The organism is Streptomyces sp. NPDC058678 (genome assembly GCF_042714835.1).
Classification (GTDB): domain Bacteria; phylum Actinomycetota; class Actinomycetes; order Streptomycetales; family Streptomycetaceae; genus Streptomyces.
Genome location: NZ_JBHXSG010000003.1, coordinates 1 through 24,089 on the forward strand (window position 1 = coordinate 1; position 24,089 = coordinate 24,089).

A 24,089-nucleotide genomic window follows, 5' to 3' on the forward strand; every position below is an offset into this window, starting at 1 on the left:
GGGGACGCGGCGCGGCGGTGGGTGCCGGGCCCGCGCGGCTGCGGGTCGCGCGCATGGCGTCCCGCAGCCGCTCTCATCAGTTCGTCGCGCTCCGCACCACCGTTCGGCGGCGTGATCGTCACGCGGGCCCGGTCATTCGGCCAGTGGCACAGACCGGGACTCCGGTACCGCCCCCAGGACGCGGCGTGCCGCGTCCAGCGCCAGCCTCACGTCACGCGTGCCGGTCGACACGCACAGCGTGTAGGCGAGGTCGAGGGACCTCGGGCCCGGTGCCGCCAGGCCGCGTGCGGCCTCCTCGGCCCGGATCGACTCGTACTCCTCGACGAGTCGGCGCAGAAAGGCCGGATGGGGCTTGAGCATCCCTCTCACTCCTCGTTCCTCAGACCGCGCGGCCGCCGGGGCCGCGCAGATTCGTCCGCTGGCCCAGCGCCTCGTCCCGCACCCGGGCGCAGCTGCGGCTGATCAGCCGGGAGACGTGCATCTGGGAGATGCCGAGCTGGTCGGCGATACGGCTCTGGGTCATGTCCTCGAAGAAGCGCATGTAGAGGATGGCCCGCTCCCGTTCGGGCAGCCGGCGCAGGCCCTCCTTGGCGGACTCGCGGTCGACGACGGTGTCGTACGAGGCGTCGGACGAACCCAGGGTGTCGGCGAGGTTGTAGCCGTCGTCGCCGGCGGACAGCTCGGCGTCCAGCGACAGGGTGCTGAAGCTTTCGAGCGCTTCCATTCCGGCGGCGACCTCGTCCTCGGTCAGTCCGGTGTGGGCGGCGATGTCGGCGGCCGACGGCTCGGCGGAACCGGGGCTCTGGGTCAGCTCGCGCCGGGCCACCCGCACCTTGTTGCGCAGTTCCTGCACCCGGCGGGGCACCCGCAGCGCCCACATCCGGTCCCGGAAGTGCCGCTTGACCTCACCGGTGATGGTGGGCACGGCGTAGCTCTCGAAGGCGCCCCGTTCCGGCTCGAACCGGTCGATCGCCTTCACCAGACCGAGGGCGGCCACCTGGCGCAGGTCCTCGATCGATTCCCCGCGGTCGCGGAACCGTCCGGCGATCCGGTGGGCCATGGGCAGCCAGGCGGTGACGAGTTCGTCGCGGATGGCGTCGCGCTCGGGGCCGTCCTCCAGGGCGGCCAGCCGGGTGAAGAGGGCGATGGTGTCGGGGGCGTCGTCGTGCCGGCGCCGGGTCGGAGCGGTCTCTCGAGCGGGGGTGCCGGGACGGTTTGTCGACATGTCGATGAGCATGCGGAATCGCTCCTGAACGGTCGTCTCAGGTCATTACCGCGGGAGGGAAAGGCGCTGCCCGGATGACCTGGAAGGGCCCCGGAGCAGCCATACCGCTCCCGCTGGCGCGCCTCCGGTCCGAAGCACGAAATTGCGTCTGCCCTGCCCCCCTTGGTGCAAACTCCAGTTCTGAAAAAGTCTTCAGAACAGGGGCACCACGGCGGTGATGCACTTCCCGCCCGAAGGCAGGTCGGTGACCCGGACGTCGCGGGACAGCCGGCAGACGATCGGCCAGCCGTGACCGCCGACGCGTCGGCGCCCGTGCGGATCCACCGGGGCGTTGACCACCGGAAGTTCGTCGCTGCGGTCGCTCACCGACAGGCGCACGCCGGGCCCCACGACGTCGACGTGGAAGTCCGTGATGCCGCCGCCGTGCAGAATCGCGTTGGTGGTGAGTTCCGAGGCGACGAGCAGGGCGTCGGACAGCGTGTCCGCGTCGCACGGTGTGTGGGTGGAGCGGCAGCGTTCCGTCACGGCCCGCTCGACCGCCCTGCGCGCCTCGGCCGGTTTGCACGGCCGCGGCTGCCCGCGCCGGTCGGCCACGGACGACGACTGGAGGACGAATTCGGTCCTGTGCTCCTCGCACATCCCTGTAGCTCCCTGAATCGCTGAAGAAACGAAGCCGCGCCCGGTGCGCGTGCGGCGCTCGCGGACGGGTGCGGACACTGTGCGGGCACCTCGCGGGCCCGACGGCCGGCCGATCCGGCCGCGCGGATTCCACCGTCACGCTGCGCGAATTCCGCAGGTCTCTCTCTTTCGGCTCACCTCTCCCCGGCGCGCCAAACCTTTCGTGCCCGGCGGGAACTCGGGCCCATCCCCGCGCTCGGAGCGGGTACGCGGAAGACATGACCGATGTGGTGGACTCAGACGAACTGCTGCGACGCATCCAACGCGCCCGGGCCTGTGCGGCGGAGGAGGAGCGGACCTGGCGCACCCGCAGCGACGACCTGCGCCGGGCGGACCAGGACGACAAGGGTGCCCATGACGCGGCCGTGCGGACTCTGGCGTACGAGACCGTGGTCAGGGTGCTGGACGAGATTCTGACGCCGGGCCGGCGCGCGGCGGAGGGGTGACCGGCCCGGCCTGGTCGGCGGATTGACGGCTCGTCCGGGCACCCGTGGCCCATGGCAGCCGATCACACCCGCGCACCTGTTCTGGAAGCTCTGGCCGACTATCACCGCAAGGGACGGATGTCATTCGCGCCACCGGGTCACAAGCAGGCCCGGGGCGCCGATCCCGCGGTGCGTGAGGTGCTCGGTGACGCGGTGTTCCTCGGTGACCTGCCGGCGACGGGCGGCCTGGACGACCGGCTCACCCGGGGGCGGGTGCTGGAACGGGCCGAGGAGCTCATGGCCGATGCCGTGCACGCGGACCGCACGTTCTTCACGACCTGCGGCAGCTCGCTGTCCGTCAAGGCGGCGATGCTGGCCGTGGCGGGGCCGCACGAGAAGCGCCTGATCGGACGGACGTACACAAGTCGGTCGCGTCGGGGCTGATCCTGTCCGGGATCGAGCCGGTCTGGGTCGCCCCCCGGCGGGACGCGGAGCGGCATCCGGCTCATCCCCCGTCCGCCGCGGACTTCGAGAAGGCGTTCGAGGCCCATCCCGACGCGAAGGGCGCTCTGATCACCGGCCCGACGCCGTACGGCACCTGCGCGGACCTGGGGGCGGTCGCCGAGCTCTGTCACCGCCGTTCGGTCCCCCTGATCGTGGACGAGGCGTGGGGCGCTCATCTGCCCTTCCACCCCGACCTGCCGTCCTGGGCCATGGACGCGGGCGCCGACATCTGCGTGACCAGCATCCACAAGATGGGCAGCGGCCTGGAACAGGGGTCGGTCTTCCATCTGCAGGGCGACCTCGTTCCGGCGGACCTGTTGCACATGCGCTCCGACCTGCTGGGCACCACCAGCCCGTCGGTACTGCTGTATGCCGGGCTCGACGGCTGGCGGCGGCAGATGGCCCTGCGCGGCAGGGAGCTGATGGGCGGCGCGCTGGACCTCGCCGCCGAGGTGCGGGCCGCCGTCGAGGGGATCGACGGGATGCACGTCAACGACCGTGACGACTTCTGCGGGGCGGGGGCGGCCGTGGACATGGACCCGTTGCCCTGCGTCATCGACATCGACGGGCTCGGGATCACCGGATACCAGGCGGCCGACTGGCTGCGCGAACACCGCGACGTCGCCATGCACCTCACGGACCATCGCCGCATCGGTGCGCAGCTCACCCACGCCGACGACAGGGAGACGGCCGGCCAATTGCTCGCCGCGCTCAAGGACCCGGCCGACGCGGCGACGGAACTGCGCCCGGCCCCGCGAGTGGAGGTGCCCTCGCCGCCCGAGCTTCGGATGGCACAGACCCGTCTGCCGAGGGACGCCTTCTTCGGCCCGGCCGAGAACGTGCCGGTGTCCGAGGCCGCCGGCCGGGTGGCGGCGGAGATGATCACGCCGTATCCGCCGGGGATTCCGGCCGTCCTGCCGGGTGAGCGGCTGACGGAGCCCGTGCTGCGCTATCTGGTCACCGGCCTGAAGGCGGGCATGAACCTTCCGGACGCCGCCGACCCCCGGTTGGAGACGATCAGGGTCGCGGCAGAGGGCTCCGAGTGAAGTCGGAGTGAAACAGGTCACGTGACCCGAATCGGGTTGCGCACAGGGCCCAGGGATGGTTTACGGTTCATGCATACGTGGTCGCGGAGTCGAACGTAACCGTCCTCCCGCGCCACCCTGAACGGCCCTGGCTGGTCTCCCCCGTCCAGCCAGGGCTTTTTTCTGTCCTCGCCACCCCATGGCACGCATGGCCCTGCGACGTCCCCCGTTCGATTCTTCGGTCCGCCGAGGTGCCCGGGGCGGCGGCAGCCGCTGAAATGGGCGTAGGGAAAAACCGGAATCCATCGCCGGCGAGGAGCCCCGCGTCATGACCAAAGCGATCAAACTGCTCACCGCCCTTCCGTCGCCCCAGCGCCAGCGCCTGATGTCGCTCGCCCGGGAGGTCGCCTTCCCCGAGGACGCCCGGATCTTCGAGGCGGGCGGTACGGCCGACCGCTTCTGGGTCATCCGCTCGGGCGCGGTCTCCCTCACCCAGCAGGTGACGGCGCAGCGGCGGGTGACGGTCGCCGGCCTCGGCGCGGGCGACCTGCTCGGCTGGTCCTGGCTGTTCCCGCCGTACCGGTGGGACTTCGGCGCGGAGGCTTTCAGCCCGGTCCGCGCCTACGAGTTCGACGCGGCCGCGGTGCTCGGGCTGTGCGAGGAGGACGCGCAGCTCGGCATGATCCTGGTGCGGTCCGTGGCCGAGATCCTCGCGCACCGGCTGGAGACGACCCGGAGCAAGCTCATGGAGCAGTACACGACGGGCCGGCGGAGCGCCCTGTAGGACGTCAGACCCGGTAGCGGCGCAGTGCCGGCACCGCGAGGGCCAGGCTCAGCATCACGACCATCACCAGGATCCCGCCGCCCGCGACCGCCTTGGGGGCGCCGAAGGCCGAGCCCGCCGAGCCGTGCAGGACGTCGGCGAGGCGGGGGCCGCCCGCGACCACGACCGTGAAGACGCCCTGCATGCGGCCGCGCATCTCGTCGGTCGCGGCGGACAGCAGGATCGCCCCGCGAAAGACCATGGAGACCATGTCGGCGACCCCGGCCAGGGCGAGGAACACCACCGCGAGCCACAGGCTGTGGCTGAGGCCGAACCCGGTGATGGCGGCGCCCCAGGCGACGACCGCTCCGATGACCATCCAGCCGTGCCGGCGGGCGCGGGAGAACGTGCCGGAGAACAGGCCGCCGATCACCGCGCCGATGGGGATCGCCGCGAAGAGCAGACCGAGGGCGAGGCCCTCGCTGTAGGGGGCGTACGACTGGGCGGCGAGCTGCGGGAACAGGGCGCGGGGCATGCCGAAGACCATCGCCACGATGTCGGCGAGGAAGGACAGCAGCAGCACCTTGTGCAGGGAGATGTAGCGGAAACCGGCCGCGATCTCCCGCACCCCCGCCCGGCGCGGGCTCGTCCCCGTGGCGGCGAGGGGCGGCAGCGAGGGCAGCCGGTGGACCGCCCAGACAGTGACGCACAGCGCGAGGGCGTCGATGAGGTACAGCTCGGGCAGGCCGATGACGGGGATGAGGACGCCGGCGAGCAGCGGGCCGACCACCTGGCCGGTCTGCATGACGGTCGAGCCCAGGGCGTTCGCGGCGGCCAGCTCCTGCTCGGGGACCAGACGGGCGATGGAGGCGTTGCGCGCCGGGGCGTTCAGGCCCCAGAACGCCTGCTGCACGGCGAGCAGGACCATCAAGGCGGCCACCGAGTCCAGCCCGATGGCCGCCTGGAGCCAGAACAGGACGGACGTCACGGCTATGCCGCTGTTGGTGATCAGGAGCAGCTTGCGCCGGTCCATGCTGTCGGCGATCGCCCCGCCCCACAGCGCGAAGACGATCAGCGGGAGGAGCCCCGCGAGGCTGGCCGCGCCGACCCAGGCCGAGGATCCGGTGATGTCGTAGATCTGCTTGGGCACGGCGACGGCGGTGAGCTGGCTGCCCACGGCCGTGACGATCGTCGAGGACCACAGGCGGCGGTAGGCCGGCCGGCGCAGGGGGCGGGTGTCCATGGCCCAGCGGCGCCAGCCGCGCCGGTCGTTCGGCTTGCCCTCGTCCGCGGCCGCCGTCTGAGGTTCGCTGCTGCTCTCGCTGGTGTCCACGGGCTTCCTGGTTGCTCGTTACATCTTTCGGACCGGGGATCACTATCGCAGCACCGGCCGAGCGTTCGGGATGCGCATGCTCAGTTCCCGCGGTCAGGCCTGTCAGGCATGTCAGGCCAGACCAGCCGGGCCCGCCAGGCCCGTCAGGCCCGCCAGGCCCGTCAGGCCCGTCAGGCTCCGATGACGAGCAGGAGGCCCATGACGATCATGGTCGCGGCGACCAGGCCGTCCAGGACCCGCCAGGCGGCCGGCCTGGCCAGGAAACGGCCCAGCAGACGGGCGCCGAAGCCGAGCGCGGTGAACCAGCAGAGGCTGGCGAGCACCGCGCCGAGCCCGAACGTCCAGCGCAGCGGGCCGCGGTCGGCGGCGACGGAGCCGAGCAGGAAGACGGTGTCGAGGTAGACGTGCGGGTTGAGCCAGGTCATCGCCAGGCAGGTCAGCACGGCCCGCCGGACCGACCCCTCCGCCTCCCCCTCGGTGTGCAGGCCGCCGCCCGGCCTGCACGCCCGGCGGGCGGCGAGGGCGCCGTAGCCGAGCAGGAACGCGCCGCCGATCCAGCCGACCGCGGTCAGTGCCCCCGGCCACGCCACCACCACGGCACCGACGCCGCCGACGCCCAGGGCGATGAGCAGGGCGTCGGACAGGGCGCAGATGCCGACGACGGCGAGGACCGCGTGGCGGCGGATCCCCTGGCGCAGGACGAAGGCGTTCTGGGCGCCGATGGCGACGATGAGGGAGAGGCCGGTGCCGAAGCCCGCGGCCGCGGCGGTCAGAGAGGCGGTCATGACGTCGACGCTAGAGACACGATCAGCGCGAGTACAGCTAAAGATTCTTACGTATCATTAGTTGTCGTGATGATGACCGAACTCCCGCTGGATCAGGTCCGGACGCTGCTCGCGGTGGTCGACGAGGGCACGTTCGACGCGGCTGCCGCCGCCCTGCACGTCACGCCGTCGGCGGTGAGCCAGCGGGTGAAGGCGCTGGAGCAGCGCACGGGGCGGGTGCTGCTGGTACGCACCAAACCGGTGCGGCCGACGGAGTCCGGCGAGGTCGTGGTGCGCTTCGCCCGGCAGCTGGCCCGGCTGGAGCGGGACGCGCGGGCCGAGCTCGGCATGCGCGGGGACGGGGAGCCGACCCGGGTGTCCGTCGCGGTGAACGCGGACTCCCTGTCGACGTGGTTCCTGGGCGCGCTGACCCGCGTCCCGCAGGAGCAGCGGCTCTGTTTCGAGCTGCGCCGCGAGGACGAGACGCGCACGGCGGAGCTGCTGCGGGAGGGCCGGGTGATGGCCGCGGTGACCTCGTCGTCCGACGCCGTGGCGGGCTGCTCCGTAAGGCCCCTGGGGCGGATGCGGTACATCGCGGCGGCGAGCCCGGAGTTCGCCGAGAGGCATCTCGGGGGACCGCTGCGGGAGGCCCTGGCCCATGCGCCCGTGATGACCTTCGACCGGACCGACGACCTCCAGGACGCGTTCGTCCGGCGACTGCGGCGCGGCAGGGGCGGGGCGAGTGCGGCGCGGCACTCCGTGCCCACCTCGGAGGGCTTCGTCGAGGCCGTCGCGGCCGGCCTGGGCTGGGGCCTGGTGCCCGAGGTGCAGGCGGAACGGCTGCTGCGGGAGGGCCGCCTCGTGCCCCTGGCGCCGGACCGGCCGCTCGACGTACCGCTGTACTGGCAGCAGTGGAAGCTGGACTCATCGGCGCTGGCCGCCGTGGCCGAGGCGGTGGCGGCGACCGCCTCCGAGGCGCTGCGCAGCTAGCCTCCCGGCGCTGGGGCCCGGAGCTGGGCCTCGGCACTGTCCAGGAGCATCTCCAGGGCCGTCGGATAGGCGCTCGTCACCATGCGGGTGGCCAGCAGAGGTGCCGCCTCGGCGATGCGCGGGTGTGTGGTGCGGGGCAGGCGGGCGTAGGTCGAGCGCCACACGTCCTCGTCGGCGTGGAGCGAGTCGCTCGGCAGGGCGAGCGAGGCGGCGTCGAGGGCGGCGAAGGCCAGGGTCTGGTCGATGAAGGCGTGGTAGATGCGCACGGTGTCCGGCAGCGGGAACCCGGCCCGGCGCAGGATGTCCAGGACGGCCTCGTCGGCGGCCAGTTCGTTGGCGCGGCCGGTGACCCGGCTCGTGGTCAGCAGCGCGGCCTGCGGATGGGCCACGTACTCGGCGTGGACGCGCAGTCCGACGGCACGCAGGTCCGCCCGCCACTCGCCCGTCGGCAGCCAGCCCCGCAGGGCCTGGCCGAGGAGTGCGTCGCCGATGGCGAGGGTCAGGTCGTCCATGCCGCGGAAGTACCGGTAGAGCGTGGACGGGTCGGCGTCCAGGGCGAGGCCGAGGCGGCGGGCGGTCAGGCCCGCGCTGCCGTGCTCGCGCAGCATGCGCAGCGCGGTCTCGACGATGAGCCGCTCGGACAGCACGGTGCCGCCCCTGGTGGGCCGGCGCCGGCGCCGCTTCTCCTCGGAAACCACTGGTTTCGGCACGGTCGTCTCCTCCCGGGGCCTTATGCCAACGCCATTGACCTTATGCGAACCGGCGGCGTTGGATCGCTCCCGGGCCCGCTCTTCGACCACTCGTCGACCCTCGACCGATGGAGTTCTTGTCATGCGTGTACTGCTCGTGGGAGCCGGTGGTGTGGGCACGGCCATCACCCGGATCGCGGCCCGGCGTCCGTTCTTCGACACGATGGTGGTCGCCGACTACGACCCGGCCCGCGCCGAGGCGGCCGTAGCGGCCCTCGGTGACGACGGGAGCCGGTTCCTGGCCGAGCGAGTGGACGCCGGCGACGAGGCGGCCGTGGCGGCGCTGCTGGGGCGGCACGGCTGCGACGTCCTCCTGAACGCCACCGACCCGCGCTTCGTGATGCCGCTGTTCCGGGCGGCACGCACGGCCGGCGCCACCTACCTGGACATGGCGATGTCGCTGTCCCGCCCGCACGCCGAGCGGCCGTACCAGGAGTGCGGGGTGAAGCTCGGCGACGAGCAGTTCGCGCAGGCGCAGGAGTGGGAGAAGGCGGGCGTGCTGGCGCTCGTGGGCATGGGGGTGGAACCGGGTCTGTCGGACGTCTTCGCCCGGTACGCGGCCGACGAGCTCTTCGACGAGATCGAGGAGATCGGCATCCGCGACGGCGCGAACCTGACGGTCGACGGCTACGACTTCGCGCCCTCCTTCAGCATCTGGACCACCATCGAGGAATGCCTCAACCCGCCGGTCGTCTATGAAGCCGACAAGGGGTGGTTCACCACCGAACCGTTCAGCGAACCCGAGGTCTTCGACTTCCCCGAGGGCATCGGTCCGGTCGAGTGCGTGAACGTGGAACACGAGGAGGTGCTGCTCGTGCCGCGCTGGGTCGGCGCGCGCCGCGTCACCTTCAAGTACGGGCTGGGGCGGGAGTTCATCGAGACGCTCAGGACACTGCACCTGCTGGGCCTGGACCGCACCGACCCGGTGACCGTGCCGAGCGCCGCCGGTCCGGTCGCCGTCTCGCCGCGGGACGTCGTGGCCGCGTGTCTGCCGGACCCGGCGACGCTGGGCGAGCGGATGCACGGCAAGACCTGCGCGGGCACCTGGGTGCGGGGCGTCAAGGACGGGGCGCCGCGCGAGGTGTACCTGTACCACGTGGTCGACAACCAGTGGTCCATGGCGGAGTACGGCTGCCAGGCGGTGGTGTGGCAGACCGCCGTCAATCCGGTCGTCGCCCTGGAACTCCTCGCCACCGGCGCCTGGGCCGGCGCGGGCGTCCTAGGCCCGGAGGCCTTCCCGGCCCGGCCCTTCCTGGATCTGCTGACCGACTACGGCTCTCCGTGGGGCGTCCGCGAGCAGTGAGCGGGTCTCCCGGCCGCGTCTCCCGCCGCGTCTTCCACCACGTCTCCCGGCCGCGTCTTCCACCGCGCTCTTCCGTACCGTCCCCGCGTCGCACAGGACTCGGTTGTTTCACCCACCCATCGACAGGTGACCCGCAAACGAGTAAGGCATCCCCGAGGGCACACGACTTTCGATCGCAGGTGACATTTCATGGACAACTGGCGAGACCATGCCGCGTGCCGCCAGGAGGACCCGGATCTCTTCTTCCCGATCGGCAGCACCGGCCCGGCGCTGGTGCAGCAGGAGCAGGCGAAGGCCGTCTGCCGACGCTGCCCGGTGCAGGAGCCGTGCCTGCAGTGGGCGCTGGACACCGGGCAGACTCTTGGCGTCTGGGGCGGCACGAGCGAGAACGAACGCCGTGCGCTGAGGCGGCGCGCGGGCTCCCGGAGGAACTCCGGGTGACACGGGGCCGCGTCAGCGGCCCTGGCGGCGCAGTGGACCCCAGGAGGCGTCCTGGCGGTCCACCGCGTCGCGCGCCTCGTCGATCATCCGGGAGTCGAGCCGGCACATCGGTCGGACGTCCGCGACCAGCGGTTCGTTGTCGGGCCCTCGGCCTGTCTCCCGGCCTCTGAGGACCCATGGGTACACCCTGGGCCCCTTCTCGTGGGGCAGATGGGAGTAGTCGTACAGGCGGCGGGCGACCCACACCTCCACGGGCCGACCGTCCCACCACTCCTCGACGTCGAGAGGGTTCGCCGACAGCCCCGACATGCGTACGCCCGTCAGGTCGTCCGTGCTGGACGCATCGCCGAGGTCGGTCTCGGGGCCGCGGGACCAGCGGACGTAGAGGCCGTGGTGCCGCTCGACCAGCTCGGCGACTTCCGCGAGTGTCCTGACGACCGGCAGGTCGTCCGCTGCGCTCATGTCCTGACCTCCCTCTTTGCCGTTCGCCGACACGGGGTACCCGTTCGACCCGAACGGAATCGGACCGGCCGCTACGGTGCCGGAGTCACGGAGGCGGCCGGTTCCCCCGGGGGCCCGCCCTGCCCGCCCGGCGCCGGTAGTCGCAGCGTGAACACGCTGCCGGCGCCGGGCTCGCTCGTCGCGTCGGCCGTTCCACCGTGCGCGGCGACGAGATGACGGACGATCGGCAGACCGAGGCCGCTGCCGCCGGTGCGACGGCTGCGGGACTTCTCCGCGCGCCAGAACCGGTCGAAGAGGTGTGGCAGATCGTCCGGTGCTATGCCGCTCCCGGTGTCGGTGACCTCCAGCAGGACGAAGTCGCCGTCGCGGCGCGCGCCCAGCGTGACGGTGCCGCCCATGGGCGTGTGGCGCAGCGCGTTGGACACCAGGTTGCCCAGTGCCTGCCGCATCCGCACCGGGTCGGCGTCCAGCCACGGCGTGCCGTCGACCGCGGTGCGCAGCCGGACACCGGCGGCGTCGGCCGCGACGCGGTGGGCCGCGGCGACCTGGTCCAGGAGTTCGTCGCAGCGCACGGGCTCCGGGTGCAGGCGCAGGGTGCCGGCGTCGGCGTCCGCGAGGTCGCGCAGGTCGTCGATGACGCGCTGCAGCACGAGGGCCTCGTCGTGCAGTGAGGCCAGGAGAGCCGGGTCGGGGTCGACGAGGCCGTCGCGGGTCACCTCGAGCCAGCCGCGGATGTTGGTGAGCGGGCTGCGCAGTTCGTGGGCGATGTCGCTGACCATCGCCCTGCGCTGCACCTCCAGGCGTTCCCGGCGCTCGGTCAGCTCGTTGAAGGCCGCGGCGAGGATGCCGGTCTCGTCCCGGGTGGTGACGGGGACGCGGACATGCCGGTCCGGCGGCTGTTGCGCCGCCTCCGTCAGTGCCCGCAGCGGTCTGACGAGCCGGGTGGCGACCACGGCGGTCACGGCGACGGTGACGGCCAGCACGAGCCCGGCAGCGCCGATGATCTTGGCCTTGTTGTCCGGGGACATGTCGAAGCGCACGGCGGGAGTGTCCCCGCCGCCGCCCAGGAACAGTTCGGCGGTGGGGGCGACGTACGGGTCGAGCTGGGCGCGGCGGGCGTCGTCGAGGCAGGCCCGGGCCACCCGCCAGGCCTTGCCGTCCCCCGCTTTCGCGAAGGCGGGTGCGAGGGTGGGGTCCTGGAGCGACCCGCCGGGGGTGAGGTCCGCCCCGAGCGCCAGCGGCATATCGGGTTCCAGGCCCGCCCGGGTCAGGCAGCCACGGGCCTGCTTCTCCAGTGCCTTGAGCGCCTTCTCCTCCGTGGGCATCGGGGTGTTGAGCAGGCCGTCTGCGCACGATTCGGGCACGTACCCACGGTCCGCGGCACCCTCCGACGGGGTGAGGACCGGGCGGCCGCTCGGTGTGCGGGTGAGGGTGGTGTCGATGCCGTAGCGGGCGAAGCAGTCCTGCCGTTTCCGGGCCAGGGCGTCGAGCTTGACGCGTTCCGCCGCCGTCAGCCGGTAGGGGCCCACCACCCGCGGGTCGATGCCGCCGAGTTGGGCCCCGCGTTCGCTGAAGGTGTCGGTGCGCAGCGGGTCGACGGTGGCGGCGGCGCTCACCGGCAGGGATGTGCCGCGCGGCGCGGAGTCGGCGATCGGCGTGCGGTCGGTGGTGGTGAGGGCGATCCGCCGCCCGGTCTTCGCCGCCAGTTCCCGCACGGTCTTCTCCACCCCCCTCCAGTCGGGATGGGTCGCGGCATGGCCGCTGAGCCGGGCGAGGACGTCCATGTCGTCGGCGAGGACCTGGCCCTGTTCCTCCCGGAGCGCGCGGGTGGTGGTCTCCACGGCCAGCCAGGCGGTCGCCGCCACCGAGCACACGGCGATGAGGCCGGAGGCGATCAGCAGCCGGACCAGCAGGCGCTTGCGCAGCGGGATCCGGCCGCTCATCCGCGGCCGCCGCTGAGCTTGTAGCCGACCCCGAAGACGGTCAGCAGCCGGACCGGCCGGCGCGGGTCCGCCTCCGTCTTGCGGCGCAGGTTCATGATGTGGACGTCGACGGCCCGTTCGGTGGAGGACCGGTCGGTACCCCGGGTGATCTCCAGCAACTGCCGCCGTGAGAAGACCCGTTCCGGCTCGGCGGCCATCGCGAGGAGGATCTCGAACTCGGCCGGCGTGCACTCCACGGGCATGCCCTCGCAGCGCACCTCGTGCCGTACCGGGTCCACCGTGATCCCCCCGGCGCTGACGACGGGAACGTCCCGCCGGTCGACGGCCGGGCGCCCGCTGCGCCGCAGGACCGTGCGGATGCGGGCCATCAGCTCGCGCGGGCTGTACGGCTTGGTCATGTAGTCGTCCGCGCCCAGTTCCAGACCCAGCAGCAGGTCGTCCTCGGTGGCGCGGGCGGTGAGCATCAGGACGGGCACGTCGTCGTCCCGGCGGAGCACCCGGCACACGCCGAAGCCGTCGATCACCGGCAGCATCAGGTCCAGCACGACGAGGTCGGGCCGGAGCGTGCGGGCCGCGTCCAGGGCGGCCCGCCCGTCGTGGACCACCGTGGCGGTGTGACCCTCCGCCAGCAGGGAACGGCGTATGAGTTCGGCCTGCATCTCGTCGTCCTCGGCGACCAGCACATGTGCGCACACGCGGCGGATCCTAAGCGGTTCGGGAGACCTCGGCGGGCTCAGCGGGTCAGGGACTTGGCGTCGCCCATGACGACGACGGGGTGGAGGGCCGGGTCGAGCGCGAGCAGAAGTTCCTTCATGTGCTTCCTGGTGATGCTGACACATCCCTGCGTTGGGCCGTCGTGGTCGACGTGCAGCCAGATGCCGCCGCCGCGGCCCGCGCCGAGCGGCCGGGTCCAGTCCAGGGGCGAAGTGCCGGGCCTGCGGTTGTAGTTGATGGCGATCACGTAGTCGAAGGACCCGGCCAGCGGCTCCCCCTCGAACCCCGTTCCGGTCGCGGTGAACCCGCTGCCACGGTCGTACGACAGCCGGGTGCCGGGGTCGCGGAGCCGGCCGCCGGCGTCGGTGAGGGTGTAGACCCCGACGGGCGAGCGCAGGTCACCGGCCCGGTGGTGATCGGTCCAGCCCTTGAGCGCGTTGTGCGCGGGCCAACTCCGCCCTGCGGCCTCCCAGCCGTCCGCGGTGCGCTCGTACAGCACGACCGTGGACTTCGGGGAGTCCTTCCCGCGGCCACTCACCACGACGGCCTGCCGGGCGCGGGACGGGACCTGCGCGAGGGTCTTCGGCCCCAGGCCGGGCAGTTGCCGCGGTGCCGCCTCGACGGAGATCGCCGGGGAGGGCGCAGGCCTGCTCGTCGTCGGGGCGGCCTCGGGCCGGTGGTCCGAGATCGCCGCCGCGCCGCCGCCGCATCCGGTGAGCAGCAGTGACGCGGCGAGCAGCGCGGCGGAGGGTCGGGATCCGATCATGGATCGACCTTGGCCGACACTTGTGAGGAACTCGTCAGGTTCCGGGGCCTGTTCGGTCCGTACAGTCCTCTCGGTGCTACGGCTTGCCCGGCTTGCCCTCCGTGTACAGCCAGGTCCGGAACAGATCTCCCAGGTCCTTCCCGGACTCCCGTTCCGCGAGGCGCACGAACTGCGGTGTCGTGCCGTGGCCGTCGCGGTGCTCCGCCGCCCAGGCCCGCAGGATCCGGAAGAACACCCGGTCCCCCACGGCCTTGCGTAGGACGTGCAGGGTCATGGCGCCGCGGGCGTAGACGGGGGTGCCGAAGATGTTCGCGCCGCTGCCGGGGTCGCCGGGCGGGAACGCCCACAGACCGTCGTCGGCCGGGCGGTCGTAGAGCGCGTCGAAGGTCTGCTGGGCGGTCGTGCCGTCGTGCTGTTCGCTGTACAGCCACTCGGTGTAGGTCGCGAAGCCCTCGTTGAGCCAGATCTCCTTCCAGGAGGTGAGGGTGACCGAGTCGCCGAACCACTGGTGGGCGCTCTCGTGGACGAGGGTGCTCAGGCCGGGCGCCGCGTCGTAGACGGGACGCGTCTGGGTCTCCAGCGCGTAACCCACGTTCGGCGCGCGGTCCACGATCGAGCCGGCGGCGCGGAAGGGGTAGGGACCGAAGAGCTTGCTCTCCCACTCCAGTACGGAGGGCAGTTGCTTCAGGACGGGGGTCGCGGCCTCGGCCTCGCGGGGGTCGACGGCGTCGTAGACCTGGATGCCGTCGCGGGTGGTGTACTGCCGCACCTGGAACTTCCCGACCGTGGCGGTGGCGAGATAGGCAGCCATCGGCTCCTGCTGGCGCCAGCGGAACGTGCTCTGCCCGTGTGCGGTGCGTTCGCCGAGGAAGACGCCGTTGGCGACGGCGGTCCGCCCCTTGGGGACGGTGATCGTGAAGTCGTACGACGCCTTGTCCGTGGGGTGGCTGTTCGCCGGGAACCAGGTCATGGCGCCCTGGGGTTCCCCGGCGACGAAGGCGCCGTCGTCGGTGGGGATCCAGCCGTCGAGCGAGCCGTCCGGGTCGGTGACCGGGCGGGGCTTGCCCTCGTAGGTGACGGCGATCCGGAACTTCTGGCCCTTGCGCAGGGTGTGGCGCGGGGTGACGACGAGTTCCTGGCCGTCGCGTGTGTGCTCGGCCTTGGCGTGGTCGACGGTGAGGCCGGTGACCCTGAGTCCGTTGAGGTCGAGATCGAAGCGGGTGAGCCGCTGGGTGGCGCGGGCGGTGAGGACCGCCTTGCCGGCGAGATGACCGCTGCCGGGGTCGTAACGGAGAGTCAGGTCGTAGTGGCCGACGTCGTATCCGCCGTTGCCGGCGAGCGGAAAGTACGGGTCACCGACGCCGGTGGTGCCGGCGGTTGCCGCCGACGCGGGTCCGGCGGCCACCAGCAGGGCCGCGAGGGCGACGGGGACGGTGGCGAGCACGGCTTCGCGGCGGAGAACGGCGGTACGTCTGGGGGGCTGCGACACGAGCGCTCCTACATGTGGGGGGCGGACGGCCTCAGGCTAGGGGGCTTCTGATGGATCTCCGCGGGAGAAGGAGCGGCGTTCGGTGCGGCGAGAGGGCGTGCCGGGCGCCGCGACGCCGCGGAGATCCATCAGAAGCCCCCTAGGGCCGACGGCCTCGTGGATCGCCCTCGGTCGGGTCAAGTCGCGTTGCGCGGCCCGGACACAGCGGAGCGCGGCGATACGCTCCCCGCACCTTGGCCCACTCGAGAAAGGCCCGTCCGTGAGTGTGCGCGTGCGCCGCGTCTACGAACCGCCCGAGCCCGAGGACGGCGTGCGCGTCCTGGTCGACCGGCTGTGGCCGCGCGGCCTGTCGAAGGACGCGGCCCGGGTCGACGAGTGGCCGAAGGCCCTCACCCCGTCGACCGAGCTGCGCCGCTGGTACCACGCGGGCGAGGGGTCGTACGAGGAGTTCAGCGGGCGTTACGAGGCCGAGCTGGCCGCCCCCGAGGCGGCCGAACTGCTCGACGGCGTGAGGGAGTTGGCCGCCAAGGGCTCCATCACCCTGCTGACCGCCGCCAAGTCCCCCGAGCAGAGCCACGCCGCGGTGCTGGCCCGCCTCCTCCAGGGGTGAGGAGACGGGCCGTCGCGGTCAGGCCGTCTGCCGGGCGGCGGCCCGCCCCGCCGCCCGCCCGGAGAAGAGGCAGCCGCCGAGGAAGGTGCCCTCCAGCGCGTTGTAGCCGTGGACGCCGCCACCGCCGAAGCCGGCGACCTCGCCCGCCGCGTACAGACCGTCGAGGGGCTTGCCGTCGGTGCCGAGGGCGCGCGAGTCGAGGTCGGTCTGGATGCCGCCGAGGGTCTTGCGGGTGAGGGTGTGCAGCTTGACGCCGATGAGGGGCCCGGCGGCCGGGTCGAGGATGCGGTGCGGGGTGGCGACGCGGCCGAGGCGGTCGCCGATGTAGCGGCGGGCGTTGCGGATGCCCTGCACCTGGGCGTCCTTGCTGTAGGAGTTGGCGATCTGGAGGTCGCGGGCCTCGATCTGGCGCCGGATCGAGGCGGCGTCCAGCAGCGCCTTGTCGGTCAGTGCGTTCATCTTCTCGACGAGCTGCTCCAGGTTCGGGGCGGACACGAAGTCGGCGCCCTTGCGCAGGAACGCGTCCACGGGGCCGGGTGCCCCCTTGCCGAGCACCCGCGTGCGCAGGAAACCGGCCCGGTCCTTGGCGGTGATGTCGGGGTTCTGCTCGGAGCCCGACAGCGCGAACTCCTTCTCGATGATCTTCTGGGTGAGGATGAACCAGGAGTGGTCGTGGTCCGCGATGTCCTCGGTGGTGCGCAGGTACTTGAGCGTGCTGAGGGTGTCGTAGCCGGGCAGGCAGGGCTCGGGCAGGCGGCGGCCGAGGGCGTCGAACCACATCGAGGACGGACCGGGCAGGATGCGGATGCCGTGGCCCGGCCAGATCGGGTCCCAGTTCTGCAGGCCCTCGGTGTAGTGCCACATGCGGTCGCGATTGACCAGGCGCACACCGGCGTTCGCGCTGATGTCGAGCATTCGGCCGTCGACGTAGGCGGGCACTCCGGTGACCATCTCGGCGGGCGGGGTGCCGAGCCGCTCCGGCCAGTAGCGGCGCACGATGTCGTGGTTGGCGCCGATGCCGCCGGTGGTGACGACGACGGCCCGGGCGGTGAGCTCGAAGTCACCCACACGGTCGCGGCTGGAGGCGACACCGCGAGGGGAGTCGTCCTCGGCCAGCACGGTGCCGCGCACCCCGCTCGCCACGCCCTCCTCGACGACCAGTTCGTCGACCTGGTGGCGGTAGTGGAAGGTGAGCAGCCCGTCGCACGCGGCCTGCTTGGCGTACTCGACGAACGGCTCCACGACCCCGGTGCCGGTGCCCCACGCGATGTGGAAGCGGGGCACGGAGTTGCCGTGTCCGTGGGCCGTCAGGTCGCCGCGCTCGGCCCACCCGACGGTCGGCAGGAACTTGATGCCGTGCCCCTCCAGCCAGGACCGCTTCTCGCCCGCCGCGAACTCGACGTAGGCGCGCGCCCAGCGCACCGCCCAGGAGTCCTCGTCGTCGATCCGGTCGAACTGCGCGCTGCCCTGCCAGTCGTTCCAGGCGAGATCGAAGGAGTCCTTGATGCCGAGGCGCCGCTGCTCCGGGGAGTCGACGAGGAACAGCCCGCCGAAGGACCAGAACGCCTGTCCGCCGAGGTTGGCGGCGTTCTCCTGGTCGACCAGCGCGACCCTGCGGCCCCGGCTGGTGAGTTCGTGCGCGGCCACCAGGCCCGCGAGTCCGGCTCCGACGACGATGACGTCCGCATCCATGGCGACCGTTGCCCTTCTCATTGGGGTCTCTTCGGGTCTTGTTCGGGTGTGCCGCTGCCGTCGGTCAGCAGCGCGGTGAGCAACTGCCCCAGCCAGACACGGGCGCGCTCGACGTCCTTGTCCAGCAGCAGTTGGGTGGTGACTCCGTCGTACGCGGCGACGACCGCGCGGGCGGCGCCGTCGATGCCGCCGAGCACGGCGGGCAGTGCGGTGTGCCCCGTGGCCCGGGCGAGCCGGTCCTCGATGGCCTGCCGCAGCCGCTCCCGGTGTTGCAGCAGGGACTGCGCGACGGCCGGGTCCCGGGCGGCGTGCACCAGGAAGTCCGTCTTCACCAGCAGCCAGTCCACGTCGAGCAGGAGCACCTCGGTGACCCGGTCCACGGACGCCGGTACGTCGAGTTCGGGTCCGTCCAGGGCCAGGGCCTCGGCCACCTGTTCGGCGATCAGGTCGGCCCGCTGCCGGTACAGGGCGAAGAACAGCTCGTCCAGGCTGTCGAAGTTCGAGTAGAAGGCGCCCCGGCTGTAGCCGGCGGCCTCGCAGACCTCCTCGATCGGTACCCGACCGAAGCCCTTGGCGGCGAAGACCGCGAAGGCGGCGTCCAGCAGGTTGGCCCGCGTGCGGACACGACGCCTGGTCACGCGCCCGGCCTTCTCCTCGACCGCCATGTCAGGACCCCCGTTCGATACGGGAATGTATCCGATACAGCGATGTATCGAAAGGTCCGGCCCACATCCCGCCGCCACATAGGAACAAACTTTCGATTAAGGGGTACGCTGGATTCATGACCAGGCACCTCCAGGGCTCCCTCTTCGACCAGACCGACGAGCTCCGCCTCGGCCCCCTCGACGGGATCCGCCGTACCGTGCTCGGCCTCGGCGCCTGGATCGACGTGCTGCCCGCTTGGCTGAGCGGCTCGGACGAACTCTTCGAGCAGCTGGCCGCCGAGGTGCCGTGGCGGGCGGAGCGCCGGAAGATGTACGACCACGTCGTCGACGTGCCTCGCCTGCTCGCGTTCTACGGGGCCGACGACGCACTCCCGCACCCGCTGCTGACGGAGGCCCGCGAGGCACTGTCCGCGCACTACGCCGAGGAGCTGGGCGAACCGTTCGCCACCGCCGGACTGTGCTACTACCGCGACGGCCGGGACAGCGTGGCCTGGCACGGCGACCGAATCGGCCGGGGCGCCCACGAGGACACCATGGTCGCGATCCTCTCGGTCGGCACCCCCCGCGACCTGCTGTTGCGGCCGATGCGCGGCGGGGACACGGTCCGGCGGCCGCTGGGGCACGGCGATCTGATCGTGATGGGCGGCTCCTGCCAGCGCACCTGGGAGCACTCCATCCCCAAGACCACGCGCGCCACGGGACCGCGCATCAGCATCCAGTTCCGCCCGCAGGGCGTGCACTGACGCAGGACGGCGTGCGCCGGGGCGGAGAGGCGGCCGCTCCGGAGGCGCGCGGGGGCTGCCTCCGGCGGACGGTGCCGGAGGCAGTCCCGTTCCGCCGGAACCCTGTCGTCCCCGCGCCCCCTCCCCCACACTGGCGCACATCGGGGGGAGGCCGGGATGGGTGCGGAAACCGGACGGCCGCCGGCCGTTCGCCGACGCGTCGAACTCGACATGCTGCGTGCGCTCGTCGTCCTGGGCCTGGTCTTCTTCCACTCCGCCCTGGTCTTCTCGCCGGACGACGACTTCTACGTCAAGAACCGGGAGACGACCGACGTCGTCACCGTCGTCGCAGGGCTCGGCGTGGTGTGGGCGATGCCCCTGCTCTTCCTCGTCGCCGGCCTCGGCGCCCGCCACTCACTGCGCCGGCGCGGAGCGGGCGGCTTCGCCCGGGAACGCCTGCTGCGCCTGGGCGTCCCGCTGGTCTTCGCGACGCTCGTCCTGTGTCCCCTGCCGCAGTGGCTGCGGCAGCGCGCCGCCGAGCCCGGCTACGACGAGTCGTACGGGGACTTCTCGGCCCGTTTCCTCACCGTCCGTCCGGACCCCGGTGACTTCCCCTTCGTTCTCGAAGGGGACCACTTCGAGACCGGCCATCTGTGGTTCGTTCTCCTTCTGCTGGTCTTCAGCCTGCTCCTCGCGCCCGTCGCGGCCCCTCTCGCGGCAGCCGCCCGGCGGGCCGGGGACGCGGTGGAGCGCCGGCCCGCCCTGCTCCTGCTGCCCGCGTTGCCCCTGGCGCTGATCAACTCGCTGCTCGGCATGGAGGAGGGCTTCGCGGGCTGGAACCGGTGGGCCTATCTGCTGTTCTTCCTCTTCGGGCACGCCCTGGCGGACCACGAGGGCATCCGCGCGACCATGCGCCGGTTCGCCGTCCCGGCCGGTGTCCTCGGGGTCGTCCTGTTCGTGGCGACCTCACCCGGATTCCTCTCCGTAGACGATCCGTTCACCGCGAGGAGCGGCCTCGCCCTGTCCACCCGGGGGCTGTTCGGGGCGGCCGGCTGGTGCTGGGTGGTGGCCATCCTGGGACTGCTGGACCGCCCGCGCGGGGGCGAGCCGAACAAGGCCCGGCCGCACGGGGAAGAGCCACCGAAAGCCCGACCGCCCTCCCCTGTGCTGCTGTATCTCACTGCCGCCGCCCTGCCGTTGTACGTCCTGCACCAGCCCGTGGTGGTCGCGTTCGCGTACGGAGTCGTGGGCTGGTCGGCGCCGATCGTGGTGAAGTACACGGTGATCGTCGCCTGTTCCCTGGCGGTGATCCTCGTCGTGTACGAGTACGTCGTACGCCGAACCCGGGTCACCCGCTTCCTGTTCGGCATGCGACCGGACCTGCCCCCTCCGCCCCCTTCCTGATCTGCTTTGCTGTGTCCGTCGGTCACGGACCTCAGCACTCGGGACGATCATGCGGGCAGATGTGCAGCAAGTCGCCGACGGCACCTATCTGGTGCACGGCAGCAACACGAACTGGGTGATCCTCACGGAGGGCGACTCCGTCACGCTGGTCGACACCGGCTACCCCGGCGACCGGGAGCGGCTCCTCACCTCCCTTGCGGAGGTGGGCAGTTCGCCGGAGGCGGTCACGGCCGTACTGATCACACACGCCCACAACGACCACCTGGGCTCGGCCGAGTACCTGCGCGCCGGGTACGGCATGCCCGTCTACCTGCACGAGGCCGAAGTGCCGCACGCCCGGCGGGAGTTCCTGCACCAGGTGAGCGTCGGGACGGTTCTGAGGAACGGCTGGCGGCCCGGCGTCCTGCCCTGGGCCGTGCACGCGATCCGCTCGGGCGGCACCGTCCCGGTCCCGGTCGCCTCGCCCGAGTCGTTCCCGGCGGCCGGTCCGCTCGACCTGCCCGGCCGCCCCGTCCCGGTGCACACGCCCGGCCACACCGACGGGCACGCCGCCTTCCACCTCCCGGACGCCGGGGTGGTGATCTCGGGCGACGCCCTGGTGAGCGGTCATCCCACCTCGCGGCTCAGGGGTCCGCAGCTGCTGCCCGACATGTTCCACCACGAGCGGGCCCGTGCCGTGGCCTCCCTGAACGTCCTCGAAGGGCTGGCCGGCGACCTGCTGCTGCCCGGGCACGGACCCGCGCACCGCGGTCCGGTCCGTGAAGCGGCACTTCAGGCCAGGGAGCGCGCGCTCTAAGGTGAGGTGACGATCACCGGCGAGGCAGTACGCGACGCAAGATGAGGACACGCGACCCATGGCTCTGCAGATCAGCGCGACCAACCCGGAGCACCCCGCGCTCCTGCTCGAACTGCCGTGGCACCTCCCGCTGGAGGAGTGGCCCGAGGAGTACCTGGTGCCGCTGCCGCGCGGCATCTCCCGCCACGTCGTGCGCTACGCCCGCGCCGGCGACGAGGTGATCGCCGTCAAGGAGCTCGCCGAACGCCCTGCCTTGCGCGAGTACGAGCTGCTGCGCGACCTGGACCGGCTCGGCATCCCCGCGGTCGACCCGCTCGCCGTGGTCACCGGGCGCACCGACGCGGGCGACAAGCCGCTGGAGCCGGTGCTGATCACCCGGCACCTGGGCGGCTCGATGCCGTACCGGTCGATGTTCGAGACGACGATGCGGCCCGCGACCATGCACCGGCTGATGGACGCGCTGGCGGTGCTGCTGGTGCGGCTGCACCTGTCCGGGTTCGCCTGGGGAGACTGTTCGCTGTCCAACACGCTCTTCCGGCGCGACGCGGGCGCGTACGCCGCGTATCTGGTGGACGCGGAGACCGGCGACCTGCACTCGCAGCTCAGCACCGGGCAGCGCGACTACGACCTGGACCTGGCCCGGGTGAACATCAGCGGCGAACTGCTCGACCTGGAGGCGTCCGGGGCGCTGCACCCCTCCGTGGACCCGATCGAGTTCGGCATGGAGATCTGCGCGCGCTACGGGGGGCTGTGGCAGGAGGTGACCCGCACGTCCGTCTACCCGGCGGGCAAGTACCACTACATCGAGCGCCGGATCCGCCGTCTGAACGAGCTCGGTTTCGACGTGGCCGAGATGCAGATCGAGCACTCCACCAACGGCGACACCGTCACCTTCGTGCCGAAGGTCGTGGACGCCGGCCACCACCAGCGCCAGCTCCTGCGCCTGACCGGCCTGGACACCGAGGAGAACCAGGCCCGCCGACTCCTGAGCGATCTGGAGTCCTGGATGGCCACCCAGGACGACTACGCCCCGGGCGACCCCCTCGCGGCCCGCCCGGAGGTGCTCGCCCACCGCTGGGTGCGCGACGTCTTCCGCCCCACCGTGCGGGCCGTGCCCCTCGAACTGCGCGGCTCCATGGACTCCGCCGAGATCTACCACGAGCTGCTGGAACACCGCTGGTACCTGTCCGAGCGGGCCCAGCACGACATCGGGCTGGACACGGTCGTCCGGGACTACATCGACAACATCCTTCCCAAGGCGCGCGAGACGCTCCAGCCCACTCCCTCCGCCGACTGACTCAGGCGTGCGGCACCACGGCCACCGGGCAGCCCGCGTGATGCAGGACGCCGTGGGCGACCGAGCCGATGCGGGCGCCCACGGCCGTACGGTGGGCGCGGCGCCCGACGACCATCAGCTGGGCCTCCGAGGCCACCGACAGCAGCACCTGCCCGGCGCTGCCCATCTCCACGTGCTCGGCGACCGGCACGTCGGGAAAGCGGTCCCGCATCGGCTTCAACGCCGCGGACAGGGCCTTCTTCTCGTACGGCTCGAGGCCGCCGGCCTCGTCGAGGAGCTTGAGCGAGCCCGGGCTGTAGGCGAAGACGGGCGGCAGGGTCCAGGCCCGCACGGCGCGCACGGTCGCGCCACGCGCCGCGGCCGCCTCGAACGCGAAGCGCAGCACCTCGGCGCTGTCCTCCGGGTCGCCCTGCTGGCCCACGACGATCTCGCGCCCGACGGCCTCACCGGAGGGGTCGTCGCCCGCACGCACCAGGACGACCGGCCGTGTCGCCTCCACGATCACCTGCTGGCCGACCGAGCCGACCAGGAAGCCGATCACCCGGCCGTGCCCGCGTGAGCCGAGCACCAGCATCTCGGCCTCCGCCGCCGCGGCGACCAGCGCGTCCACGTCGGCGCCCGTCACCACGTCCGTGGACACCTCGAGGTCGGGATGCCGCTCGGTGACCGTGCGGGCGGCCTCGCCCACCGCCTCCTTGGCCCATCCGGCCTGCACCTCGGGATCCGCTGCCTCCACCACCTCGTGCGGCTCGTACTGCCAGGCGTGCACCACCCGCAACGCCAGCCGCCGGCGCACCGCCTCCCTGGCCGCCCATGCCAGCGCTGCCAGGCTCTCCTCGGTTCCGTCGACCCCTGCCGTGATCGGGCGCGTCATGCTGCCGGCCTCCTTGTGTCGTGATCCCCGTGCCGGTACCCAGTTTTCACTAGGCTTGCCGCCATGACCTTGGAATGGGAACAGGTGATCGTGGACGCGGCCGATGCGGCGGCTCTGGGCCGCTGGTGGGCCGAGGCGCTGGGATGGGTGGTCGTGGGCGACCTCCCCGACGAGTTCGAGATCCGGCCGGAGAAGGACCGCCTTCCCGGACTGCTCTTCGTGCCGGTACCGGAGAGCAAGACCGTCAAGAACCGCCTCCATCTCGACTTCCGGCCGGACGACCAGGAGGCCGAGGTGGCTCGCCTTCTCGCCCTCGGCGCGCGGCACGCGGACGTCGGCCAGGGCGAGCAGCCGTGGGTGACGCTCATGGATCCCGAGGGCAACGAGTTCTGCGTGCTCGGGCCGCGCCGGGGCTGACCTCCCGACAGGCTCCCGCATACCTGAGCGAAGCGGCA

At 72.1% G+C, this 24,089-nt stretch carries 25 protein-coding genes and 1 pseudogene; 12 read left to right on the forward strand and 14 right to left on the reverse strand.

Annotated elements, in window-relative coordinates; translation table 11 throughout:
* Positions 1 to 132: 132 nt before the first annotated feature.
* The 3 genes from ACFWWR_RS04360 to ACFWWR_RS04370 all read right to left on the reverse strand — a co-directional run bounded on the left by ACFWWR_RS04360 (position 133) and on the right by ACFWWR_RS04370 (position 1,864).
* Positions 133 to 360 (reverse strand): DUF5133 domain-containing protein, encoded by a 228-nt coding sequence (locus ACFWWR_RS04360; RefSeq protein WP_383867549.1) that lies wholly within the window; start codon positions 358 to 360, stop codon positions 133 to 135.
* A gap of 19 nt (positions 361 to 379) precedes the next feature.
* Entirely contained in the window at positions 380 to 1,237 is an 858-nt protein-coding gene (locus tag ACFWWR_RS04365; protein ID WP_383867547.1) for a SigB/SigF/SigG family RNA polymerase sigma factor, read from the reverse strand.
* Between the two features lie 180 nt (positions 1,238 to 1,417).
* Positions 1,418 to 1,864, reverse strand: a complete 447-nt coding sequence (locus ACFWWR_RS04370; protein ID WP_383867545.1) for an ATP-binding protein — start codon at positions 1,862 to 1,864, stop codon at positions 1,418 to 1,420.
* A 257-nt stretch (positions 1,865 to 2,121) separates the two neighbouring features.
* Here ACFWWR_RS04370 and ACFWWR_RS04375 point away from each other — a divergent pair, with 257 nt between their 5' ends.
* The 3 genes and pseudogenes from ACFWWR_RS04375 (at position 2,122) to ACFWWR_RS04385 (ending at position 4,641) form a co-directional block, all read left to right on the forward strand.
* On the forward strand, positions 2,122 to 2,349 hold the full coding sequence (locus ACFWWR_RS04375) for a hypothetical protein (RefSeq protein WP_383867543.1): 228 nt from the start codon (positions 2,122 to 2,124) through the stop codon (positions 2,347 to 2,349).
* Positions 2,350 to 2,400: 51 nt separating this feature from the next.
* Positions 2,401 to 3,878 (forward strand): annotated as a pseudogene (locus ACFWWR_RS04380) (aminotransferase class I/II-fold pyridoxal phosphate-dependent enzyme).
* A 307-nt stretch (positions 3,879 to 4,185) separates the two neighbouring features.
* Complete coding sequence (locus ACFWWR_RS04385) at positions 4,186 to 4,641, forward strand: Crp/Fnr family transcriptional regulator (protein ID WP_383867541.1); 456 nt, start codon at positions 4,186 to 4,188, stop codon at positions 4,639 to 4,641.
* Between the two features lie 4 nt (positions 4,642 to 4,645).
* Here the strand turns inward: ACFWWR_RS04385 and ACFWWR_RS04390 are convergent, their stop codons facing one another.
* Positions 4,646 to 5,953: an MFS transporter gene (locus tag ACFWWR_RS04390; RefSeq protein WP_383867539.1), complete on the reverse strand. Its 1,308-nt coding sequence runs from the start codon at positions 5,951 to 5,953 to the stop codon at positions 4,646 to 4,648.
* Positions 5,954 to 6,123: 170 nt separating this feature from the next.
* On the reverse strand, positions 6,124 to 6,738 hold the full coding sequence (locus ACFWWR_RS04395; protein ID WP_384301902.1) for a LysE/ArgO family amino acid transporter: 615 nt from the start codon (positions 6,736 to 6,738) through the stop codon (positions 6,124 to 6,126).
* A gap of 69 nt (positions 6,739 to 6,807) precedes the next feature.
* Between ACFWWR_RS04395 and ACFWWR_RS04400 the strand changes: the two genes are divergently transcribed.
* Positions 6,808 to 7,707, forward strand: coding sequence for a LysR family transcriptional regulator ArgP (locus ACFWWR_RS04400; protein WP_384302112.1), 900 nt, complete (start codon positions 6,808 to 6,810; stop codon positions 7,705 to 7,707).
* Here the strand turns inward: ACFWWR_RS04400 and ACFWWR_RS04405 are convergent.
* The gene (locus ACFWWR_RS04405; RefSeq protein WP_384301904.1) at positions 7,704 to 8,417 is read right to left on the reverse strand and encodes a TetR/AcrR family transcriptional regulator; all 714 of its coding nucleotides are present in this window, start codon (positions 8,415 to 8,417) and stop codon (positions 7,704 to 7,706) included. The two genes, ACFWWR_RS04400 and ACFWWR_RS04405, sit on opposite strands and share 4 nt — an antisense overlap.
* A 121-nt stretch (positions 8,418 to 8,538) precedes the next feature.
* Here ACFWWR_RS04405 and ACFWWR_RS04410 point away from each other — a divergent pair, with 121 nt between their 5' ends.
* Both ACFWWR_RS04410 and ACFWWR_RS04415 read left to right on the forward strand, forming a co-directional pair.
* Positions 8,539 to 9,759, forward strand: a complete 1,221-nt coding sequence (locus ACFWWR_RS04410) for a saccharopine dehydrogenase family protein (RefSeq protein ID WP_384301907.1) — start codon at positions 8,539 to 8,541, stop codon at positions 9,757 to 9,759.
* Between the two features lie 189 nt (positions 9,760 to 9,948).
* Complete coding sequence (locus ACFWWR_RS04415; RefSeq protein WP_384301909.1) at positions 9,949 to 10,200, forward strand: WhiB family transcriptional regulator; 252 nt, start codon at positions 9,949 to 9,951, stop codon at positions 10,198 to 10,200.
* Between the two features lie 12 nt (positions 10,201 to 10,212).
* On the opposite strand, the gene ACFWWR_RS04420 is transcribed toward ACFWWR_RS04415, so the two are convergent.
* From ACFWWR_RS04420 to ACFWWR_RS04440, 5 genes are all read right to left on the reverse strand, one after another.
* A complete protein-coding gene (locus ACFWWR_RS04420) occupies positions 10,213 to 10,662 on the reverse strand; it encodes a DUF6098 family protein (RefSeq protein WP_384301911.1) in 450 nt (149 codons plus the stop codon).
* Positions 10,663 to 10,733: 71 nt separating this feature from the next.
* A complete protein-coding gene (locus ACFWWR_RS04425) occupies positions 10,734 to 12,605 on the reverse strand; it encodes a sensor histidine kinase (protein WP_384301914.1) in 1,872 nt (623 codons plus the stop codon).
* Complete coding sequence (locus ACFWWR_RS04430; protein WP_383867525.1) at positions 12,602 to 13,300, reverse strand: response regulator; 699 nt, start codon at positions 13,298 to 13,300, stop codon at positions 12,602 to 12,604. Before ACFWWR_RS04430 ends, ACFWWR_RS04425 begins: the two co-directional genes overlap by 4 nt.
* Positions 13,301 to 13,338: 38 nt before the next feature.
* A complete protein-coding gene (locus ACFWWR_RS04435; protein ID WP_383867523.1) occupies positions 13,339 to 14,085 on the reverse strand; it encodes a hypothetical protein in 747 nt (248 codons plus the stop codon).
* A gap of 76 nt (positions 14,086 to 14,161) precedes the next feature.
* Positions 14,162 to 15,574, reverse strand: coding sequence for a M1 family metallopeptidase (locus tag ACFWWR_RS04440; protein WP_384301916.1), 1,413 nt, complete (start codon positions 15,572 to 15,574; stop codon positions 14,162 to 14,164).
* A 259-nt stretch (positions 15,575 to 15,833) separates the two neighbouring features.
* Here ACFWWR_RS04440 and ACFWWR_RS04445 point away from each other — a divergent pair, with 259 nt between their 5' ends.
* Positions 15,834 to 16,184, forward strand: a complete 351-nt coding sequence (locus ACFWWR_RS04445; RefSeq protein ID WP_383867519.1) for a DUF488 domain-containing protein — start codon at positions 15,834 to 15,836, stop codon at positions 16,182 to 16,184.
* Positions 16,185 to 16,202: 18 nt separating this feature from the next.
* Here ACFWWR_RS04445 and ACFWWR_RS04450 read toward each other — a convergent pair whose 3' ends face one another.
* Together ACFWWR_RS04450 and ACFWWR_RS04455 are read right to left on the reverse strand one after the other, a co-directional pair.
* Positions 16,203 to 17,876 carry an FAD-binding dehydrogenase gene (locus ACFWWR_RS04450; RefSeq protein ID WP_384302114.1) on the reverse strand — a complete coding sequence of 558 codons (1,674 nt, stop codon included), beginning with the start codon at positions 17,874 to 17,876 and terminating at the stop codon, positions 16,203 to 16,205.
* Positions 17,877 to 17,893: 17 nt separating this feature from the next.
* Positions 17,894 to 18,541 (reverse strand): TetR/AcrR family transcriptional regulator, encoded by a 648-nt coding sequence (locus ACFWWR_RS04455; RefSeq protein ID WP_383867517.1) that lies wholly within the window; start codon positions 18,539 to 18,541, stop codon positions 17,894 to 17,896.
* A gap of 116 nt (positions 18,542 to 18,657) precedes the next feature.
* Here ACFWWR_RS04455 and ACFWWR_RS04460 point away from each other — a divergent pair, with 116 nt between their 5' ends.
* The 4 genes from ACFWWR_RS04460 (at position 18,658) to ACFWWR_RS04475 (ending at position 22,760) form a co-directional block, all read left to right on the forward strand.
* Positions 18,658 to 19,284 (forward strand): alpha-ketoglutarate-dependent dioxygenase AlkB, encoded by a 627-nt coding sequence (locus ACFWWR_RS04460; RefSeq protein WP_384301918.1) that lies wholly within the window; start codon positions 18,658 to 18,660, stop codon positions 19,282 to 19,284.
* Positions 19,285 to 19,440: 156 nt separating this feature from the next.
* Positions 19,441 to 20,667, forward strand: a complete 1,227-nt coding sequence (locus ACFWWR_RS04465) for an acyltransferase family protein (protein ID WP_384301920.1) — start codon at positions 19,441 to 19,443, stop codon at positions 20,665 to 20,667.
* 49 nt (positions 20,668 to 20,716) lie between these two features.
* Complete coding sequence (locus ACFWWR_RS04470) at positions 20,717 to 21,463, forward strand: MBL fold metallo-hydrolase (protein ID WP_384301923.1); 747 nt, start codon at positions 20,717 to 20,719, stop codon at positions 21,461 to 21,463.
* 58 nt (positions 21,464 to 21,521) lie between these two features.
* Complete coding sequence (locus tag ACFWWR_RS04475) at positions 21,522 to 22,760, forward strand: DUF4032 domain-containing protein (protein WP_383867509.1); 1,239 nt, start codon at positions 21,522 to 21,524, stop codon at positions 22,758 to 22,760.
* 1 nt (position 22,761) lies between these two features.
* Here the strand turns inward: ACFWWR_RS04475 and ACFWWR_RS04480 are convergent, their stop codons facing one another.
* The gene (locus ACFWWR_RS04480) at positions 22,762 to 23,634 is read right to left on the reverse strand and encodes a universal stress protein (RefSeq protein WP_384301925.1); all 873 of its coding nucleotides are present in this window, start codon (positions 23,632 to 23,634) and stop codon (positions 22,762 to 22,764) included.
* Between the two features lie 63 nt (positions 23,635 to 23,697).
* Between ACFWWR_RS04480 and ACFWWR_RS04485 the strand changes: the two genes are divergently transcribed.
* Positions 23,698 to 24,051, forward strand: a complete 354-nt coding sequence (locus tag ACFWWR_RS04485; RefSeq protein WP_383867505.1) for a VOC family protein — start codon at positions 23,698 to 23,700, stop codon at positions 24,049 to 24,051.
* Positions 24,052 to 24,089 lie beyond the last annotated feature (38 nt).